Raw genomic sequence first — 17,666 nt, forward strand, 5'->3', positions numbered from 1 at the left:
GGAGGCGAGGTAGCGCCTGTGTTGAAAGTCAAGCACAAGCTCCCTGAAGAGGGTGTCGCAAAAGGCAGCAGCCGGAACCAGTCCCAAAGCGTCTCAAGGAGCACTTTCTTGCTTTCTGAGAACCCCGAAGGGGTGTGATTCGCTAGCCCAGGGTCAGCCCCGGCGAGCGCAAGCGAGACGGCGGCGCCACCCTGGGCAGCCAAGGTCCGAACGCTGAAAGCGTGGGATAGCGTTGCACGTCGGCACCATCCCCTCAGCGCTTCCTTTCAGCCGAGGTCAGGCCGAAGCCGTGGACGTTCTGGGCCAGGAAGGTCTTGGGGAACTCTTCCTGGTCGGGGACGCCGAGTTCGATGTCGCGTCCGTCGCTGGGAATGCAGGCGGTGCCGAAGAGATAGTCCCACAAGCTGAGGGTGAGGCCGAAATTCATACCGTAGGCGTGCTGGCGCGGATACTCACGCGCGTGATGCCAGATGTGCATGCGCGGATTGTTGAGGATGTACTTGAGGGGTCCCAGGTCGACCCTCAGGTTGGAGTGGTTGAAGTGCCCCGCCGCCAGCGTCCCCAGGTGGACGATGAAGAAGTCGTCGATGCCGAAGCCGATCATGGCCAGAGGGATGTATTCCAGCGTCCGGTAGACCACGTTCTCCATCCAGTGAAAACGCAGGTGGGCCGCGAAACCCATCTGCTCGACCGAGTGGTGGACCTTGTGGAATTCCCAAAGAAAGGGGACCCGGTGAAGCAGCCGGTGGATATTCCAGTGGATGAAGTCGCGGATCAGGAAGAGCGTCAGCAACTGCGTCCACACCGGCCAGGACCCGATCTCCAGGGCCGCCAGGTTGCGCACCCCGAAGAGGGCTAAGAAGTCGTTGAAGGCGTGAACCGCCACATCTGAAGCGGCATTGTAGATGATGAGCGAGAAGAGAAAGAAGTTGAAGAACATGTAGAAGAAATCGAGCCAGAAGTCCTTGCGGAACCTGGGCTGCATCTCCCGCCAGGGACGCGCCAGCTCCAGGGCGAAAAAGATGCCCGACACGCCTACCAGCCAATAAAAATAGTTCTTCCAATGAGGATGCGTGATCTCGTACCACAGATAGTCGGCGTAGCCGCGATACCCGTCCAGAAAGACCTGAAGATAACCCTCCATGCCTCAAATTCTAGGCTCTGCGGACCGCCGGTACAAGCGGTTCGATTGGACGGTCCTGAACTCCCGGCTGCCCAAGTGCGTAAGCATGTACAGGGCTATCTAACTAAATGACAAAGGATGAGCAAACTTTAAGGTACAGGTGATCATACCCTTCTGATACCATGCCCCAGCTTTGTCGCTAGAGGTGATTCCAGGGGAGGCCTGGAGTTCCGAGACGCTACCGAATCGACGAATTGCTGTCGGGGTTTTTAGGGGGAAGACATGCCACGGATTGATCGCTTGTTCATCGCTCTCGCATTCGCCGCGTTGGCCCTGGTCAGCGGAACGCATTCCGCCTTTGCTCAAGGCGAGTCCGGCAACGTGTGCGTCCGCGATTTTCGCAGCGGCGCGGTTTGTACGGCCAACGACGTCCGCATCGAGCAGCTCATCGTCGTTTCGGTCCTCGAGGACTGCTCTTCGGGGACGGTTGGAGAAACCGAGGTCGTGTTTGAGACCCTCGTCTCTGCTGACGGGTCACCCGACCGCTACGACATCGGACTCTTCCTGGCTCTGGACGGCGGCAGCGCGCGGGACGGCGATAGCTGCTACCACGGTTTCCTCAGCGGGGCGCAGACGTCGACGCCGACCTATGGCGACAAGAATATGGACGGCGTAGACGATCTGGACGGCGGGCCCTGGTGGGACGGCGACACCGACAGCGACTCCTGCGGCGACATCGAGACAAATACCCAGGTCTTTACCACTCTTCCGGCCCTGCGTTTCGCCTGTATCGACAACAACGGCGACGGCAGCGCCGATGTTGCGGTATGCACCAGTTGGGACAACAATACCGGCTCAATATGCAGCGACGTGACCGAGGCCTTTCCGGGAACCAATTCCAAGTGCAGTTGCGATGCCGTCGAACTCGGCATTCTTCCGGACCCCCAGATTACCGTCGTCAAGACGCCCGCCAGCCAGATGGTTGCCGCGGGAGGCACGGCCTCCTTCACCTTCACGGTGACCAGCCTGACGACCATCTCTAATGTGGTCGTGAGCGACAATCCGGCCTGCGACACACTTGCCGGACCCATGGGCGACACCAACAACGACACCATTCTGACGCCCGACGAGACCTGGACCTACACCTGTGAGGTCGAGAACGTGACGGCCAGCTTCATGGATACGGTGACCGTCACGGGCGACGGTCCTCTGGGCGCGGTGATGGACACCGACACAGCCGAGACGACGGTGGCGGAAAACCCGCAGATCGGCCTGGCCAAGCGGGTGACCTCGTTTACGGACGCGGGCGGCGGCCAGTTCGACGTGGCCGTCGAGATGGTGGTCGAGAACCTGGGCAACGTGGCGCTTTCCGACGTCCAGGTGACCGACGATCTGACGGCTACCTTCCCGGCGCCCTCCACCTTCACCATCCAGGCCGGCCCGGCGGCCACCGGCACTCTGACAGCCAACGCCGGCTACGACGGCAACTCTGACCAAAACCTGCTCAATGCCGGGGCTTCGAGCCTGGCGGCTGGGGCCAGCGCCACCATCACCTTCACGGTTCGCATCACTCCCAACGGCGCCCCCGGTCCCTTCTCCAACACCGCCACTGCCAGCGGCCTGAGTCCCGGCGAAACCGAGACCACCGACACCTCCGACGACGGAACCGATCCTGACCCTGACGGCGACGGCGACCCCGACGAGCCGGGCGAGAACGACCCCACTCCCATCAATCTGGCGGAGAATCCGGTGATCGGCGTGGCCAAGCGCCTCACCTCGCTCACCGATGCCGGCGGCGGCCAGTTCGACGCGGCTATCGAGATGGTCGTGGAGAATTTGGGCAACGTGCCGCTTTCCAGCGTCCAGGTTACCGACGATTTAACGGCCACCTTCCCGGCGCCTGCCACCTTCGCCATCCAGGCCGGTCCGGCGGCCACCGGCACTCTGACCGCCAATGCCGGCTTTAACGGGGCCGGAGACCAGAACCTGCTCAACGCCGCCTCCTCCAGCCTGGCGGTGGGAGCCAGCGCCACCATCACCTTTACGGTCCGCTTCAATCCCAACGGCACTGCCGGACCTTTCTCCAACACCGCCACCGCCAGCGGAGACAGCCCGGGAGGGGCAACTCCCACCGACACCTCTGACGACGGGACCGATCCCGACCCCGACGGAGACGGAGATCCTGACGAGGCGGGCGAGAATGACCCCACGCCCATTTCCGTTCCCGAGAACCCGGTGATCGGCGTGGCCAAGCGGGTGACTTCCCTGACCGACGCGGGCGGCGGGCAGTTCGACGCCGCTATCGAGATGGTGGTGGAGAACCTGGGCAACGTGCTGCTCTCCAACGTCCAGGTGACCGACGACCTGACGGCAACCTTCCCGGCGCCTGCCACCTTCGCCATCCAGGCCGGTCCGGCGGCGGGCGGCACGCTGACCGCCAACGCCGGCTTCGACGGCAACGCCGACCGGAACCTGCTCAATGCGGGCGCCTCAACGCTTGCGGTGGGGGCCAGCGCCACCATCACCTTCACAGTGCGCTTCAACCCCAACGGCGCTGCAGGACCCTTCTCCAATACCGCCATTGCCAGCGGCGACAGTCCTCTCGGCTCAACCACCACCGACACCTCCGACGACGGCGCCGATCCCGACCCGGATGGCGACGGCGAAGCCGATGAACCGGGCGAGAACGACCCCACGCCGATCAGCGTCGTCGAGGCCCCGGCCATCGGCGTGGCCAAGCAGGTCACTTCGCTCATTGACGCAGGCGGCGGCCAGTTCGACGCGGCCATCGAGATGGTGGTGGAGAACCTGGGCAACGTGCCGCTTTCCAACGTCCAGGTCACCGACGATCTGACGGCCACCTTCCCGGCGCCGGCCACCTTCGCAGTCCAGGCGGGTCCGGCGGCCACCGGCACCCTGACCGCCAACGCCGGCTTCAACGGGGCTGGGGACCAAAACCTGCTCAACGCCGGGGCTTCCAGCCTGACGGTAGGAGCCGGCGCCACCATCACCTTCACCGTGCGCTTCAATCCCAACGGGGGTTCCGGACCCTACTTCAACACGGCAACCGCCAGCGGATTGAGTCCGGCCCAGGCCACCCCCAGCGACACTTCGGACGACGGGAGTGATCCTGACCCCGACGGCGACGGCGAGGCCGACGAGGAGGGCGAGAACGACCCGACTGAGATCTCTACCCCGGCCGTCGTGGAAGCGCCGTCTGCGATTCCTACGCTGTCGGTGTGGGCCGCCATCCTCTTGGCCCTGTTGCTGACCGCCACCGCCGCCTGGGCCCTGCGCCGCGACCGCGCCATTAAGCGCTGAAGGGATTGATGAGTTCAAGACCGGTGTCTTCGAAGTCGCGGATGTTGCGGGTGGCTAGCGCCAATCGGTGAGCCCTGGCGATGGCGGCGATTTGGCCGTCGAGGACGCTCATGGGTCGTCCTTGCCTGCGGCGCCCGCCCATCATGCGGGCATAGAGGCGGGCCGCTCGGTGATCGAAGCCTAGCGAGAGCGTCACTTTCCGGAACCCTGATTCCTCACATACTCCAGCACCTCGTCGGGGACGGTGTATTCGGCGAGGGCGGTGTTGCCCTGGTAGTCGAGGTCGGCAATACCCATTTGGCTGGTGTAGAAGGCGTCAACGGTCATGCGTCTGAGCCAGGCGAAGAAGCGGGCGCCCGGCCCCAGCCGGCCGGCCGGGACGCTGCGGTAGCTGCTGAATCCTCCGAAGTTCGTATTCTCCCCCCAAACGGCCGACCGCTCGGCCTCTTCCAGCGCATCGAGGCGGCGGACTTCCGCTGCCAGCAATTCCAGCAAGGACGCCTGATCGGCCTCTTCCAGAGCCAGGAAAGCATCGCCGTGCTCGCGCCGGGCCTCGCCTTCCAGCCACAGCAGTCCGCCGCTGTAGATATCGGCCAGCTCATCGTTCTGGCTGCAGAGCAGATCGATGAATTCAGGCGCTCCGGCCTGGCGGGCGCTGCCCGAGCGGTCGTCGGCGGGAATGATCAGTTCGGTCAGCCGCTGCAGGGTCGCGAACTCGTGGGGCTTGAAGAACTGGGGAGCATAGGCGCCGTCCTGGGACAGAGACTCACGCGCCATCTCGTGCACATGGCGGGCCGCCTCAGGACTGAAGGTACAGTTGCCCGCGACCACCACGGCTGCCGCGAACCGCCGCAGCATCTCCCGCCGCGAAAGGCTTTTCAGTTTAGGGAGTGGATGGACCTGCTCAGACATTGCCTTTCCTCATTTCTTCGGCCAGATAGTCTGCCGCCCGCCAAGCCAGGGCGTTGATGGTCAAAGTCGGATTCTTGTCGGGATTGCCCACGAAGCAGCCCCCGTCCACAACGAAAAGATTGGGGACCTCGTGAGCCTGGTTGAAGGCGTTGAGCACCGAAGCCTTGGGACTGTCTCCCATGCGTACGGTGCCCACCTCGTGGATGATCTCTCCCCCCACCGAGATGCCCCGGTCGCCTGGCCGCGGCGGGTTCTGGACGGTGCCTCCCATGGCCTCGATGATCTCGGAGAAGGTCTTCTCCATATGGCGGGCCTGCTTCCACTCGTAGTCGGACCACTTGAAGTGAAAGCGCAGCACGGGAATGCCCCATTGATCGACCACCTGGGGATCGATCTCGCAGTAGCTGAGGTTGTTGGGGATCATTTCTCCGCGGCCGGCGAAATAGACGAAGCAGCCGTACTCTTTGCGGATCTGTTCTTTCAGGCCCTGGCCGAAGCCCCCATGGCGCTCGATGGTGCTTCCTCCGAAGCCCACGCCGGGCAAGCCGTAGCCGCCTCCGATCTCGATGTGGTAGCCGCGCGGGAAATCCAGCTTGGCGTCGTCGAACAGCCACCAGGGCATGTAGAGGTGAGCGCCTCCGAAGCCGTCGGTGTTGTAGCGGGGCAGTCCTTCCAGAGCGGGGACGTAGCCCCTCATCGAGAAGCCCACCGTGTCCATCAGAAAGCGTCCCACCAGGCCTGAACCGTTGGCCACTCCGTCGGGGAAGCGGGGCGACTTCGAGTTGAGCAGCAGGCGGGACGACTCGCAGGCGCTGGCGGCCAGCACCAGCACACGGCAGCGGATCTGCTTTTCCTGCCGGCTCTCCTTGTCGATGTAGGAGACGCCCGTAACCTTGCCGCTGTCGTCGGTCAGAATCTCCCGCGCCATGCAATTGGAGAAGATGGTGAGATTGCCCTTCTCCAGGGCGGGGAGGATCTCCACCTGGCTGGAGGAGTAGGCCGAAGCGGTGAGACAGCCGCGGTTGCAATGACCGCAGTAGTGGCAGGGGGCCCGTCCGTTGAGAGGCGTGGTGATGACGGCCCGGCGGTTGGGAATGCAGGGGATGCCGAGTCCGTCGCAGGCCTGCTTGATGAGCAGTTCGTGAGCCTTGGGAGGCGGCGGGGGCTGGAAGATCCCGTCCGGGGCGCTGCGGATGCCTTCCACCGATCCCGTGACCCCGATAAAGGACTCTGCTTTGTCGTAATAGGGCGAGATGTCGTCGTAGGAGACGGGCCAGTTGACGCCCAGTCCGTCCTTATCGTAGGGCTTGAAGTCATAGTCGGAAAAGCGGAACGACATGCGTCCGTAGTGGTTGGTGCGTCCGCCCAGGATGCGCGAGCGGAACCACTGAAACTGGCTGCCCTCGCCCACCGTGTAAGGTTCTCCGTCCAACTGCCAGCCTCCGCTGGTGGTGGAGAAGTAGCCGAACGGTTTGCCCTTGCCGAAGTAGGCCTTGCCGCCCTGTTCCGCTCCCCGGTGATCGACCTGATAGGGCCACTGGTGCTCTTTGAATTCGCTGTACGGATCGAGCATCGGCCCCGCCTCGATCAGCGCGCACTCGAGCCCTTTCTCCGTCAGCACCCGAACCGAGGTCCCGCCCCCCGCCCCCGACCCGATCACCACCACGTCATACTTCTTGGGTTCCCTCTGAAGGTTGGCCATGAGCCCGATTCAAGCACAGTAGGTCCGTCTTGAAAAGCCAGCCCGCACTCAAGTCGGGCGGCCTGCTTTCACACCCCTGCGAGACTCCCTCTCGGTTGAATCTGCAATCTGACCCGAGGCATCTTGTTTCAAGAATGCGTTGAGCGTGAGAGTATTCTTCGAGGAGGGCCGGTGGCGGACGATATCAAGAGGTTGACGGACAGGATTATCCGGGTGGAGTCGCTATTGATCGGCCTGACGATCGGAGCCATCGCTTACGGCGACTATCTGGCCGGACCTGACCTTTCACTGGGCTACATCTACCTGGTCCCGCTCAGCTACAGCGCTCTCACCCACCGCCTGCGCACCACGCTGTTGTTGGTTGTTGTCTGCGTGGCTCTGCGCCAATGGTTTGGACCCTTGGAGCGCTCAACCTGGCTCTTGTTCGGCCGCGATTGGGTCCTGACGGCGGTCTTCCTCAGTGTCGTGACGGCCCTTTATCGGCTGGGCCGGGCCCGCCAACAGTTGTTCCAAAAGGCCAGGCGCCAGCGCGACGAATTGGTACGCGAGGTTGAACTAGCCGCCCAAGTGCAGCGGCAACTCCTGAGTCAGAACGTGCCCCCTTCCGACCGAATCGACATCTCGGCCCGCAACTGGCCGGCCAAGGTGGTTGGCGGAGACTATTACGATTTCATTCCTGTTTCGGACGACCTCCTGGGCATTGTGATCGCCGACGTTTCGGGAAAAGGCTTGCCAGCCGCCTTGTTGATGCCCGCTGTCCAGATCTCGCTTCGGGCGCTAGCCAAAGAGAACGCATCCCCAGAGGCGCTCTTGCGGAGCCTCAACACGACACTCTACGAGGTGACCGACCGCGCCAGCTTCGCCACCCTTTTCTACGCGGTTCTCGACATGGGTTCGGGCTGTTTGCGCTACGCCAACGCTGGTCATCCGCCTCCGCTGCTTTTCGCTTCTCGGGGAGAATGCAGCCGTCTGGAGGCCGGGGGATTGCCGGTCGGGCTGCTGCCCGGCAGCCGCTACCAGTCTGGTCAGGCCGTCTTGGAGGGGGGAGGAGTCCTGGTTCTCTACACCGACGGAGTCATCGAGACTCGCGGAACACAAGATGAAGACTTCGACATCAGCGCCGTTCGTTCGGTCATCGCCGCCCACCGGCAAGGCGACAGCAGCCAAATCGTCCATGCCCTACACAGCGCCGTCACCCAGTTCGCCGCCCCCTCGCATGTCTTCGACGACCTAACCGCCATCGCCGTCAAGATCCCCCCCGTCGAGAGCCCTTAGCCTATTTCTGGAACAACGAGGAGGATGCGGTTTCCGATACCCTGTTTTGTTAGCATACGGCTGCGCGAGGGCTTGGTCCGTTTGTCGCCCTGCCCCCTGCCCGCCGCTTACCCAGTTGGGGACAATCTCGTCGCGCACCTCGTTCTCTTGTTGGGCTGACTGCCTCTCCCGAGTCTTGGGCATTGGTCTTGCGGCGGCCTTCTCTTTTGGTTCTGATGGATCATTGACAGCACCTGTGGAATCTAACTAGCATAGGGGAATGGCGACCAATGATCCTCTGGCTTCGTTGAACTTCGAGATCCCCGAATCGCTGCGGGAGTGGATCGAAGGCGAGGTGGCGCGCTGCGACTACGCATCGGCCAGCGAGTATCTGCAGGAATTGGTGCGGCAGGACCAGCGGCGAAAGGAGAAGCGCGACCTGGACGCCAAACTGCTGGCGGGCCTGGGCTCGGGGCGCATCGAAGCGACCGACGAGTACATCGAAGAGAAGATCCGGCTCTTCAAACAGCGCTACCGCGAGCAGCTGTCCAGTGAAGGCTAGGATACTCCTCTCCTCCGATGCCGAGCGTGACATCGACGAGCAGGCCGTCTACATCGCCCAAGATAGCCCGCGCGCGGCACTCCGCTATTACCGGTCGCTCTGGGCGGGCTTCAAGCGCCTGCTTGAAATGCCCGAAATCGGCGTCCGCTATCCAACCCAGGAACCCAAACTTTCCGATCTTCGCTTCTAGCCGATGCCCCATTTCGAGAAGCACTTGGTTTTCTATCGACCACTGTCGAGGGGTATCGAGATCGTCCGAGTCCTCCACAGTGCACGCGACATCGGCCGGATCCTGGATGAATAGAGCCGACGAGACGCGCTCTGCGAACTACCAAGTTCCAAATGCCAACTCCCAAGCGAGCCGAGAAGGACAGCGGACTGGACACACTCTTGGGAGTTGGGGCTTGGGCTCTGAGAGCTCGAGCCGACGGGCTCGAATGGGGTCGACGAGACTCAAACCCGCGACTTCCGGCGCAACAGGTTCCCAGCAAAGCAAGCTGTTGAAGACAAACGGCTTGCAGGACCTACGAAAAATCGTCCCTATCCGGTCCCTGCGACCTTGCGGGCATTCGTCAGCATCCCTTGGAGATTGGAGCCTTGGACTTTGGAAGTTGTCGAGCCGAAACGGCTCGAATGGCGGGGCCGACGAGACTCGAACTCGCGACCTCCGGCGTGACAGGCCGGCATTCTAACCAACTGAACTACGACCCCGCCTTGGGGAAGACGGCATTATACAAAAATAGGGGGCTTGGATGCAAAGCGGTTTTTGGGGGTTGGAAGGGTGATGAGGGGATTGCAGAGGAGGCGTCTGAGGGACGGGTCGGGGGCTGGAGAGGGTGTAGTTTTTGTGCGGCAGTTCCAGGATCGCCGCAAGGATGCGCCTCCCACCAGGCCTGGTGCATTTTCTTTCAACCTCTCATGGGCGCTTCCTGGTAGGTTTCCTTATTCCTCGCTGGGGATGGCTTGGAAGCGGGCGTCGCGGCGTCTGGCGCGCACGCGCATGTTGAGGAGCTCCACCAGCAGCGAGAAGCCCATAGCGAAGTAGATGTAGCCCTTTTCCACGTGCTGGCCGGTGCCTTCCACCACCAGCATCACTCCAATCAGGAGCAGGAAGCTGAGGGCCAGCATCTTGAGGGTGGGGTGCTTCTCGATGAAGTTGGAGATCTTCTCGGCGAAGATGAGCATGACGGTGACGGCGGTGATGACGGCGATGATCATGATGGCGATGCTCTTGACCATCCCCACGGCGGTGATGACCGAGTCGAGCGAGAAGACGACGTCGAGCAGCATGATCTGGGCGATGACGGCGGCAAAGGTGGCCCTGGGCTTGCCGCTCTTGTCCTTCTTGTGGGAGGCCTCAAGCTTGTCGTGGATCTCGTAAGTGGCCTTGCCGATGAGGAAGAGCCCTCCGATGAGCAAGATCAGGTCGCGTCCCGAGAAAGCATGTCCCAGCACCTCGAAGAGCGGACGCGTCAGTCCCATGATCCAGGTGATGCCCAGCAGCAGCAGGATGCGCATGATCATGGCCGCCGCCAGTCCCAGGCGGCGGGCCCTTGGCTGCTGGGACTTGGGCAGCTTGGCGCTGATGATAGCGATGAAGACGATGTTGTCGATGCCCAGCACGATTTCGAGGGCCGTCAGCGTGGCCAGGGCGATCAGGTTTTCGGCTGTTAGAAGTTCAATCATTGCGATTCGCCTACTTCTCGGGTCGTTAACGGCTCCACCCACTGCGAGTCGATCAGTTGGCGGTAAATGGCTTGCGCCACCAGGCGGTGAGCGTTGGGGTTGAGATGTCCTCCCCGCGGAGGCAGGGCCAGATGCGGATACTCGTCAAAGATCTCCAAGGCCATCACCGAGGGTACTTCAAGACGGTGAAAAAAGCGTCTTAAGCGCTGTTCCGGGTAATCACGTGCCAGGGGGACGTGGGGGTAAGAACGCTGAAATTCAGGAAATGCAGTCCCTACTCGGGCGAAAAACGGGACCACAACCGGAAGCCAGGGAATCCCGCGTTGGCGGCACTCGCGGGCGGTTTCTTCCAGGATGCGCTCGGTCATGCTCCAGCCCCGGCGTACCTGGTCAATCTGGTCCTTATCCCTGGCCAGGGTATAGATGAGGGGGTCGGCCGGAAGCCCCCGCTGGGCGATGCGGGCCTGATGCTGGCGTTCCTGCACCTGTCCCGTCTCCTGAGCCACAAACTGCAGGTAGGCGCGCTCCAGCACGCCGAAGGAAACCAGCGAACTACGCAGCTTGTGGCGCAGCGGTTGGTCCCACACGGGCACAAGTTGCCCCTGGCGTAAGGCGGCGTAGGGCCGGTAGCGGTCGTTGCGGCTCTTGCACAGCCCGGCCAGCTCCAGGGTGTTGTTGCAGATGTCGTTGAGCGGAAAGATCTGGGAGATGACGATGTCGGGCTCGAAGCGCAGTCCATATCGGCGCAGCGCCAGCAGTTCCTGCATCGACCCGTAGTCGCCAACCCCCAGGTTGATGACTTCCCAGGGCCCGGTCTGGCCGCCGTTGAGCATCAATTGCAGTTGCCGCCAGTAGGTGTCATCCAGGTTGACCTGCAGAGCCTCGCTGAAGGAATCGCCCAGGATGACGATGCGCCGAACGCCTTCGGGCTTGAAAAAGGAGTGGTCCAGGTCGCGGAATCCCAGCGAATTGAACTGCACGATGACGTTTTCGCCGTGCTTGCGCTCGGTGAAGGTCTTGGAACGGGCCTGGGTCCACCCCAGCTCAGGGTGGTATTGCCAGTGGGCGTGAGGATTGAAGTCGACGTCCAGCAGGCGGCAAAGGCCCTCAAAGGCAGCCACCGCCAACACCAGGGTGATGGTGGAGAGGGCGATCCGATGCATCAAAGAGCGACCCGGGAAACCTCTCATCAAAGCCCATTATCGCGAGCCCCGGCTGAAGCCGTCAAAAGGGCAGCCGGTTTGACCTCTCCCCCGCCGCCTTTGATATGGTTTTTCCCTCATGATGCTGAGGGAAAAGTTCGACTGGCCGATCGTGTCTCTGGACCCGCCCTCCCAGGGCTCGGAAGAGGACAGCAGGATCGCAGGCGCCGACTTTCAGCCCAACCGCGACAACCCCAACAAGCCCTGTGTCAAAGTGTTTCTAGAAGGAGGACAATCGGCCGCCGTGCTCAGCGGCGCCCGCTGGGAGCTGAAGCGCCTTGCCCGTCTTCTGCGTGAGAGGGCCGCCGGAAAGACCCTTGAAGAGGCCGGCGATCTCCCCTGGACCAAACGTTGAATCCTTGCCTGTCAGGGCAGGAGCCGGTCCAATTCCTGGGCCAAGCGGCGGCCGGCGGCGGCGGGCGAATAGAGATCGAGAGCTTTTCGAAGGGCTGCCTGGGCGCGTTTTTGGCGCTCGCGAGGCTGATAAAGGACTTCGGCCATCTGAAAGGCGGCATGCTCCGGGTCGGCGTCGGCCCACACCGTCCCCGCCGGATAGGGTCCGATGTCTTTCTCCAGCCGGCACATGTTGTAGTTGACCGGCCAGCCGGTGGACTCGTCCAAGAAATCGGTGTTGCCGCTGTAATCGGTGGCCACGACCGGCTTTTCGAGGTAAGCGGCTTCGATGAGAGGCAGGCCCAGTCCTTCTGAGCGGTGCAGCGAGACATAGCAGTCGCAAGCCGCCATCAGCGCATTCATCTCCGGACGGGTCTTTTGTTCGGTCATGAACGTGACCGGCAGTCCCTCGGCTTCTGCCTTCAGTTCCTGCACCACCTCCAAGCCGTCCTGGGCGTGATTGATCTTGAGCAGGAGGTGAACCTTTTCTCCCGCCTGCCGGTAGAGCAGGTTGAAAGCCTGCAACAATCCGCGGGGGTTCTTGCGTTCGGGACTGGATCGGACGTCGAAGGAGTTGAAGAAGAGAAAAGCCTGGTCGGGTACGCTCGAAAGGCGCTCGGGCTCGATGCCGGACTGGGCGGCGATGACGCATGGCGGCACCCACCGCACCGGCAGCGGAGAAAGAGAGGCGAAGGACTGCTGACAGAAGCGGCTGGGCGCCCAAACTTCGTCCAGTCCCTCGAAACGGTCGGCAAAGGAAAGCGGGAAATGGCTGAGTTCCCAGTCCCAGTAGCCCACGTGTAAGGGAACCGTGCGCAAGCGGACCGGCATGTGGCGCCGCACGGCCCCCATCATGTCGGCGTTGACGTGATAGAGCACTAAAGCCAAGTCCGAGGGCTGGGTGGAGAGAAGATGTGAGTCTTCTCGGGAGAACCTCTGCGTTCGCCCGTCCACCACCCACGCCCTGTGGGGAACTGAGGCCGCCTCCAGTGCCGCCAGCGTGCCTCGTCCCTCTTCCCCCTTGCCCGTGGGCGCATTCAAATAGCCGATGACGTGAACTCCCCGTCTGGCGCTGGACAGGGGCAGCGCTCCGGCATCCTCATCGACAGCAACTGGTGGGCGCTGCCCCGCGTCGGATTCAGGGTGCTGTGCGCCCTCCCCCCTCTCCTCGACTTTGAAGCGAAGAACACGCTTGCGCAGAAGCCACCAAAGTCTCAACCGCAGCCTCTGACGGACAGGGAAGCTCGACATGACGGGTTCAAAGGCTGCGGGAGGCAATTCATATTCGCTGGCGCCGTGGGTGACGAACCATGATGCGAAATCGGCGCAGGAGGCGCCCAACGGTTCGGGGTAGCGATCACGCAGATCCTGGCGGCTGAGCTGAATGGCCAGGGCCAAGCGCGAGACCCGAGGACCCTCGCGATCCAATCCGAGTTCGGGCGCCAGCCAGAAATGGGACGCTTTTCCCAGCCTCCATAGCCACTCCTTTAAGGCTCCCCGCCTTTGAGAGCGCAGGATGCTGTCGAGATCGCTCCTCTTGGCGCCTTTCCAGACCGGGTGGCGACCGGCTCTGAGGACAGCCCCGCGTCCGCCCAACTGCGATTCCCAGTCCTCCAGAAAGGCCTCGTCGACGTTATGGATGCGGACGCCTTCGGAAAGCAGCCACCTTCCGAATCGTTCCGGGTCCTCGGGATGGTCGAAGGAAAAAAGCTGCCAGCATTGAGGATCAGCATCCCACACGCTCAAGGCCCATCGGGGCAACTCTCTGAAGTAGGGGTCGGGTTGGTGCAGCCATTGGTAGAAGCTGCCCTCGCCCACGGCAAAGGGGTCGGGCCAACGTCGCCCCTCCCTGTCCAGCGATTGCAGCGCTTTGCGGCAGAATGCAGGCACTCCGACGCCATTGTCGAAGCTGCCGTAAGTGTAGGGCAGATCCGCCACCTCGTCCGCCCCTTCCTCCGCCAGCAGCTTCGAATAGCGCTCGAAGAGGGGTTTGAGATCAGGTAGGTCTGAGAGCCTGAAGCGGTCTTGGTGCTTGGAGATTCGCTCCACGTTGCGAGGATCGAATCCGCTGAAATGAAAGAAGCGCAAGCGCGACTCGCCGACCCGCCACTCTCCCTTCTCCATTCGGGGATGCCGCTGCATCAGATTCCAATAAGCCGCGTTGAGCGCGGGGTCGTGGACGATCAGGGCCCGCTCAAGAAAGGCGGGAGCGAAATCCATCCACTTCTGGTCGACGAAGAGCCCCTGCTCGACCTGGCTGTAGCCGGTCTTGTGCAGGCGGTCGCCCCACCACTCGAAAAACTTCCGGGTCCGGGGGTTGAGGGCGGCTCCCAGAAACCCCAGGTTGTAGATGCCCGCCGAGAGAATGTCTCTCTCCGAGGGATGGTGAGAGTCGTCGATGGGTCCCGTGACGTGGGGCGTCAACAACACGTCATGGCTTTCCAGCTTGGAAAAGAAGTCGTCCATCGGTGCCAGCACCAGGATGTCGGGATCGAAATAGAAGACTCGGGAGGCCCCTGTCTGCTGGTGAAGGTAGGTGAGCCAGAAGGGCTTGACGGCGGTGTTGAGTTCCAGGATGGAGTAGCGGAAGGCCATGTTGCGGAAGGCCTCGATGCCCAGATCCTCTACGAACACGCTGTGAAAAGGCTCGTCCGCGTAATCGACGCGGGGGTCGGGCCGGTCCACGATCAAAGTGAAAACCTGCCCGTCGGGGTGGTGCTCCAGGAACGACTTGGCGAAAACTCTCGCAAAGGCCAAATAATTGTTGGAGACGATGGTACAGGCTATGATCTGTGACATCCAGAGGGATTGTAGCACCCGCCTCCTACTTTGCAGGCGGAGTGACGCGCTCGCTCCTGAGTAGCAGGCGTTAGACTCTTTCTCGCACTCCGCCTCCCGGCGGCATCCGCCTGCCCCTGTTGGATACCGAACCTCCAAAGTAGGAACCATTGCATCCGCTGGTTTATCTTTGCTAAAAACAAGCGAACATCGCATCGCCCACTCGGTATTGCAGCGAGAATCCAGAAGCAAGCCGGGTGAAGAGGAGACCGGATGCTTAAGTACATCACTGCCTTGACCGTCGTAATCACATCCCAAATAGGCGGTTTCGCGGGGACTCCGCCCTTTGATACGCCTTTTTCCTTCGAAGGGTTCTTTGACACGACTGGTGAATTTACGCGTGGAGATCCCCCGAATCGGGTAACTTTTCTCAACGGAGAAGTGCGCAGGATCGGTGTGACGGCGATCTATCACACGGGAGTGCAGGCCTTCATGGCCGCTCCCAATGAAACCGCCACCATCGAGTTTGAAACCCCCGCTCAAGAACTCGTCTTCTTCATCCGGGGTCAGGTCGGACCTCTCAGAGTGCGACTTCTGGATGAACAGGAAGAAGAGATCACCTCCGCTTCGGCGGACTCCAGCGGATGGGTGCAAGTCAACTTCAATTCGGTCCAATCCAATGACCGCTTTGTAAAGACAGTCGAGATGATTAACGAGTCGGGTGTCGGCTTTGCGGCATTGGACGACATGACCTACTGTGCCCGTCAGCTGCAGCCTGCGCCGGAGCTCGACAACGTCATCCACTTCGCACAGTTCGGCAACGGCGGCGGCTTGACCTCCCAGATTCTGCTGGAAAACCGCAGCTCGACGGAGACGCTTGTGCGGTTGGAAGCCTTCGGAGACGAAGGTAGCCCGCTGATGGTCGATCTCAACGGCCAGCCGGTGGACGGATCCACCGAGTTCATCCTTGCTGCCAACGCCCTACGCTTCCTGGAAACCGACGGCCAAGGCGACGAGCCCCTGACGGGCGCCGTGACCGTGCGCTCGCAAGAGCCGCTGGCCGGGGTGATCCTCTTCGGCGGCGCTTTTGGGCTGGCAGGAGTGGGGGCGACAGGCGACTTCAGCGACGGCTTCACGGCCCCCATCGATTCGCAGATTCCTGCGCTTCGCACGGGAGTGGCCATCCAAAACCTGGACGCCGGCAACAACGCCATCCATCTGGAACTGCTCGACCTCGATGCCCAATTGGTGGCCACCGCTCAGGTCATGCTGAACGGCAACGGCCATCTGTCGGCTTTCGTCGACGAGTTTGATTGGGACGCGCCGCCCGATTTCAGCGATTTTCGGGGCATTTTGCGGGTGATTCCCGACGAGGATGTGGCGGCCACCGCCATTCAAGTGCGCCCCGGCCAGTTCGCCAGCCTGCCGGTGACTGAGATCCAGAGTCAGCAGTAAGAGGCGCACGGCTCAGTGTGAAAGCAGGGGGCTCTCATGAACCAGGAAGCATCTGAGCGGAGGGAAAGACAAAGTGGTGCCGGGGGACGGAATCGAACCGCCGACACGCGGATTTTCAGTCCCCAAAAAGCCCATTTCCGAGAAACCAGCATTGGAAGTGACTTGCGCCTAAGTCGCCTTCTCTCAACAGCTTGCGGAAGAGCGCCGACCTGTCCGTTATTTCCAAGGTTTCCCCAATAACGGCTCGTTTTTCCCACATATATCCCACATGTAGATTGCCTAGAGGAATGGCTGACAGGTCCGAACGCACCCGACAGGTTCAAAGGCTACCGTCGAACTCACAGTCGCCACCGGCTGAAAACCAAGCAACAGGCTTCCTCGCTATAGGCGAGCCTGCGTGGCGAAGGAACCGCAAGGGTTCGCTAGGGATGCCTTCATTGCGGACGCCAACATTCAAGACATGTCCCGGTTCCGTCACAAGCCAGGCAGCTCCGGTTCCATCACAAGTCCCCACCGGGGATCAGGAGCTGGAGTCGAATTCCATTCCTGGAAGCGAAGGAGCTCCACGATTAGGGCAATAGTCTTTTCTCGATTCTCTTCGAGCTGTTTGAAGAAGGCCGCCCGCGCCTCCCCTTTTCCTCGGCCCTGGGGTCGGGGAAAACAAGACTTACCCGACTAGGCCTCTTGAGCAGGCGCCCAATCTGCTCCGCGTAGAAGTTGCCCATCTTGAGTGCTGAGACGAACGAGGTCAACTCCCCAACCGACAAGGTAGCTTGCTTAACGTCGAAGGAATTTTTTTCTAATTCGAGGAGGAAAAGGAATCTGCTGAACAACGCCTCGAACTCTGGCGACAGGATGCTTGGGTCTTTGAACTGTCGGAAGAGGCGCAGTTTTCGAGGGTCCGTCACCGCAGTTGGTGCATGTTGGTCAATAAGGTGGTGGTTGGGGCAGAGCGGGATCAGGTTCTTATGCTCGTTGTTCGAGGGGTCCCCGTCGATGTGGTGCAAATGAGGGTTTCTGCCACCGCAGATGGCACACTTGTGGGCGAACTCCCTGAGGACAGCCTCTCCTTCGTTTTCTTCGGAACTTGTTTTCGAGCCATGGGCTGCTTGGGAAAGCGTAGCACGGAGTCCCACCTTGCCGGAAGCCGTCTGGTGGCTCTTCGAACGAGGGTGACTCGCGTAACTTGTTATAGTTTTCGGAGTACTGCTTGCCCTCTCTAACCTCTTGACAAAGATTCTGCCCCAGACTAGAGTTCCCAACTAGCAGGTCTTCGAA

At 61.6% G+C, this 17,666-nt stretch carries 14 protein-coding genes and 1 tRNA gene; 6 read left to right on the top strand and 9 right to left on the bottom strand.

What is annotated here, in order from left to right:
* Nucleotides 1-253 precede the first annotated feature (253 nt).
* A complete protein-coding gene (locus VLU25_11470) occupies nucleotides 254-1,144 on the bottom strand; it encodes a sterol desaturase family protein (GenBank protein HSR68551.1) in 891 nt (296 codons plus the stop codon).
* Between the two features lie 261 nt (nucleotides 1,145-1,405).
* Here VLU25_11470 and VLU25_11475 point away from each other — a divergent pair, with 261 nt between their 5' ends.
* Entirely contained in the window at nucleotides 1,406-4,444 is a 3,039-nt protein-coding gene (locus VLU25_11475) for a hypothetical protein (protein HSR68552.1), read from the top strand.
* On the opposite strand, the gene VLU25_11480 is transcribed toward VLU25_11475, so the two are convergent.
* The 3 genes from VLU25_11480 to VLU25_11490 are packed head-to-tail and all read right to left on the bottom strand — an operon-like array spanning nucleotide 4,434 to nucleotide 7,058.
* Complete coding sequence (locus VLU25_11480; GenBank protein HSR68553.1) at nucleotides 4,434-4,640, bottom strand: hypothetical protein; 207 nt, start codon at nucleotides 4,638-4,640, stop codon at nucleotides 4,434-4,436. The two genes, VLU25_11475 and VLU25_11480, sit on opposite strands and share 11 nt — an antisense overlap.
* The gene (locus VLU25_11485; protein ID HSR68554.1) at nucleotides 4,637-5,356 is read right to left on the bottom strand and encodes a gluconate 2-dehydrogenase subunit 3 family protein; all 720 of its coding nucleotides are present in this window, start codon (nucleotides 5,354-5,356) and stop codon (nucleotides 4,637-4,639) included. Before VLU25_11485 ends, VLU25_11480 begins: the two co-directional genes overlap by 4 nt.
* Entirely contained in the window at nucleotides 5,349-7,058 is a 1,710-nt protein-coding gene (locus tag VLU25_11490) for a GMC family oxidoreductase (GenBank protein HSR68555.1), read from the bottom strand. Before VLU25_11490 ends, VLU25_11485 begins: the two co-directional genes overlap by 8 nt.
* Nucleotides 7,059-7,229: 171 nt before the next feature.
* On the opposite strand from VLU25_11490, the gene VLU25_11495 reads away from it, so the two are divergent.
* From VLU25_11495 to VLU25_11505, 3 genes are all read left to right on the top strand, one after another.
* The gene (locus VLU25_11495; protein ID HSR68556.1) at nucleotides 7,230-8,333 is read left to right on the top strand and encodes a PP2C family protein-serine/threonine phosphatase; all 1,104 of its coding nucleotides are present in this window, start codon (nucleotides 7,230-7,232) and stop codon (nucleotides 8,331-8,333) included.
* Nucleotides 8,334-8,592: 259 nt separating this feature from the next.
* Complete coding sequence (locus tag VLU25_11500) at nucleotides 8,593-8,874, top strand: type II toxin-antitoxin system ParD family antitoxin (protein ID HSR68557.1); 282 nt, start codon at nucleotides 8,593-8,595, stop codon at nucleotides 8,872-8,874.
* Nucleotides 8,864-9,064: a type II toxin-antitoxin system RelE/ParE family toxin gene (locus VLU25_11505; GenBank protein ID HSR68558.1), complete on the top strand. Its 201-nt coding sequence runs from the start codon at nucleotides 8,864-8,866 to the stop codon at nucleotides 9,062-9,064. Before VLU25_11500 ends, VLU25_11505 begins: the two co-directional genes overlap by 11 nt.
* A gap of 444 nt (nucleotides 9,065-9,508) precedes the next feature.
* Here VLU25_11505 and VLU25_11510 read toward each other — a convergent pair.
* From VLU25_11510 to VLU25_11520, 3 genes are all read right to left on the bottom strand, one after another.
* Nucleotides 9,509-9,585: transfer RNA gene (locus tag VLU25_11510), tRNA-Asp, on the bottom strand.
* A gap of 231 nt (nucleotides 9,586-9,816) precedes the next feature.
* Nucleotides 9,817-10,560 carry a TerC family protein gene (locus VLU25_11515; GenBank protein HSR68559.1) on the bottom strand — a complete coding sequence of 248 codons (744 nt, stop codon included), beginning with the start codon at nucleotides 10,558-10,560 and terminating at the stop codon, nucleotides 9,817-9,819.
* On the bottom strand, nucleotides 10,557-11,750 hold the full coding sequence (locus VLU25_11520; GenBank protein HSR68560.1) for an SGNH/GDSL hydrolase family protein: 1,194 nt from the start codon (nucleotides 11,748-11,750) through the stop codon (nucleotides 10,557-10,559). Before VLU25_11520 ends, VLU25_11515 begins: the two co-directional genes overlap by 4 nt.
* 91 nt (nucleotides 11,751-11,841) lie before the next feature.
* Here VLU25_11520 and VLU25_11525 point away from each other — a divergent pair, with 91 nt between their 5' ends.
* Nucleotides 11,842-12,117 (top strand): hypothetical protein, encoded by a 276-nt coding sequence (locus tag VLU25_11525; GenBank protein ID HSR68561.1) that lies wholly within the window; start codon nucleotides 11,842-11,844, stop codon nucleotides 12,115-12,117.
* 11 nt (nucleotides 12,118-12,128) lie between these two features.
* Here VLU25_11525 and VLU25_11530 read toward each other — a convergent pair whose 3' ends face one another.
* The gene (locus tag VLU25_11530) at nucleotides 12,129-14,954 is read right to left on the bottom strand and encodes a glycosyltransferase (GenBank protein ID HSR68562.1); all 2,826 of its coding nucleotides are present in this window, start codon (nucleotides 14,952-14,954) and stop codon (nucleotides 12,129-12,131) included.
* Nucleotides 14,955-15,389: 435 nt separating this feature from the next.
* On the opposite strand from VLU25_11530, the gene VLU25_11535 reads away from it, so the two are divergent.
* Nucleotides 15,390-16,388 carry a hypothetical protein gene (locus VLU25_11535; protein ID HSR68563.1) on the top strand — a complete coding sequence of 333 codons (999 nt, stop codon included), beginning with the start codon at nucleotides 15,390-15,392 and terminating at the stop codon, nucleotides 16,386-16,388.
* 569 nt (nucleotides 16,389-16,957) lie between these two features.
* On the opposite strand, the gene VLU25_11540 is transcribed toward VLU25_11535, so the two are convergent.
* Nucleotides 16,958-17,650 carry an HNH endonuclease signature motif containing protein gene (locus VLU25_11540; protein ID HSR68564.1) on the bottom strand — a complete coding sequence of 231 codons (693 nt, stop codon included), beginning with the start codon at nucleotides 17,648-17,650 and terminating at the stop codon, nucleotides 16,958-16,960.
* Nucleotides 17,651-17,666 lie beyond the last annotated feature (16 nt).

Source organism: Acidobacteriota bacterium, assembly GCA_035471785.1.
GTDB lineage: Bacteria > Acidobacteriota > UBA6911 > RPQK01 > DATIPO01 > JANQFM01.

Bases quoted from the DNA above. Each gene is read 5' to 3' on its own strand.
- VLU25_11525 (HSR68561.1), top strand. From the start codon at position 11,842: ATGATGCTGAGGGAAAAGTTCGACTGGCCGATCGTGTCTCTGGACCCG.
- VLU25_11520 (HSR68560.1), bottom strand. From the start codon at position 11,750: ATGAGAGGTTTCCCGGGTCGCTCTTTGATGCATCGGATCGCCCTCTCC.
- VLU25_11500 (HSR68557.1), top strand. From the start codon at position 8,593: ATGGCGACCAATGATCCTCTGGCTTCGTTGAACTTCGAGATCCCCGAA.
- VLU25_11470 (HSR68551.1), bottom strand. From the start codon at position 1,144: ATGGAGGGTTATCTTCAGGTCTTTCTGGACGGGTATCGCGGCTACGCC.
- VLU25_11515 (HSR68559.1), bottom strand. From the start codon at position 10,560: ATGATTGAACTTCTAACAGCCGAAAACCTGATCGCCCTGGCCACGCTG.
- VLU25_11485 (HSR68554.1), bottom strand. From the start codon at position 5,356: ATGTCTGAGCAGGTCCATCCACTCCCTAAACTGAAAAGCCTTTCGCGG.
- VLU25_11475 (HSR68552.1), top strand. From the start codon at position 1,406: ATGCCACGGATTGATCGCTTGTTCATCGCTCTCGCATTCGCCGCGTTG.
- VLU25_11490 (HSR68555.1), bottom strand. From the start codon at position 7,058: ATGGCCAACCTTCAGAGGGAACCCAAGAAGTATGACGTGGTGGTGATC.
- VLU25_11530 (HSR68562.1), bottom strand. From the start codon at position 14,954: ATGTCACAGATCATAGCCTGTACCATCGTCTCCAACAATTATTTGGCC.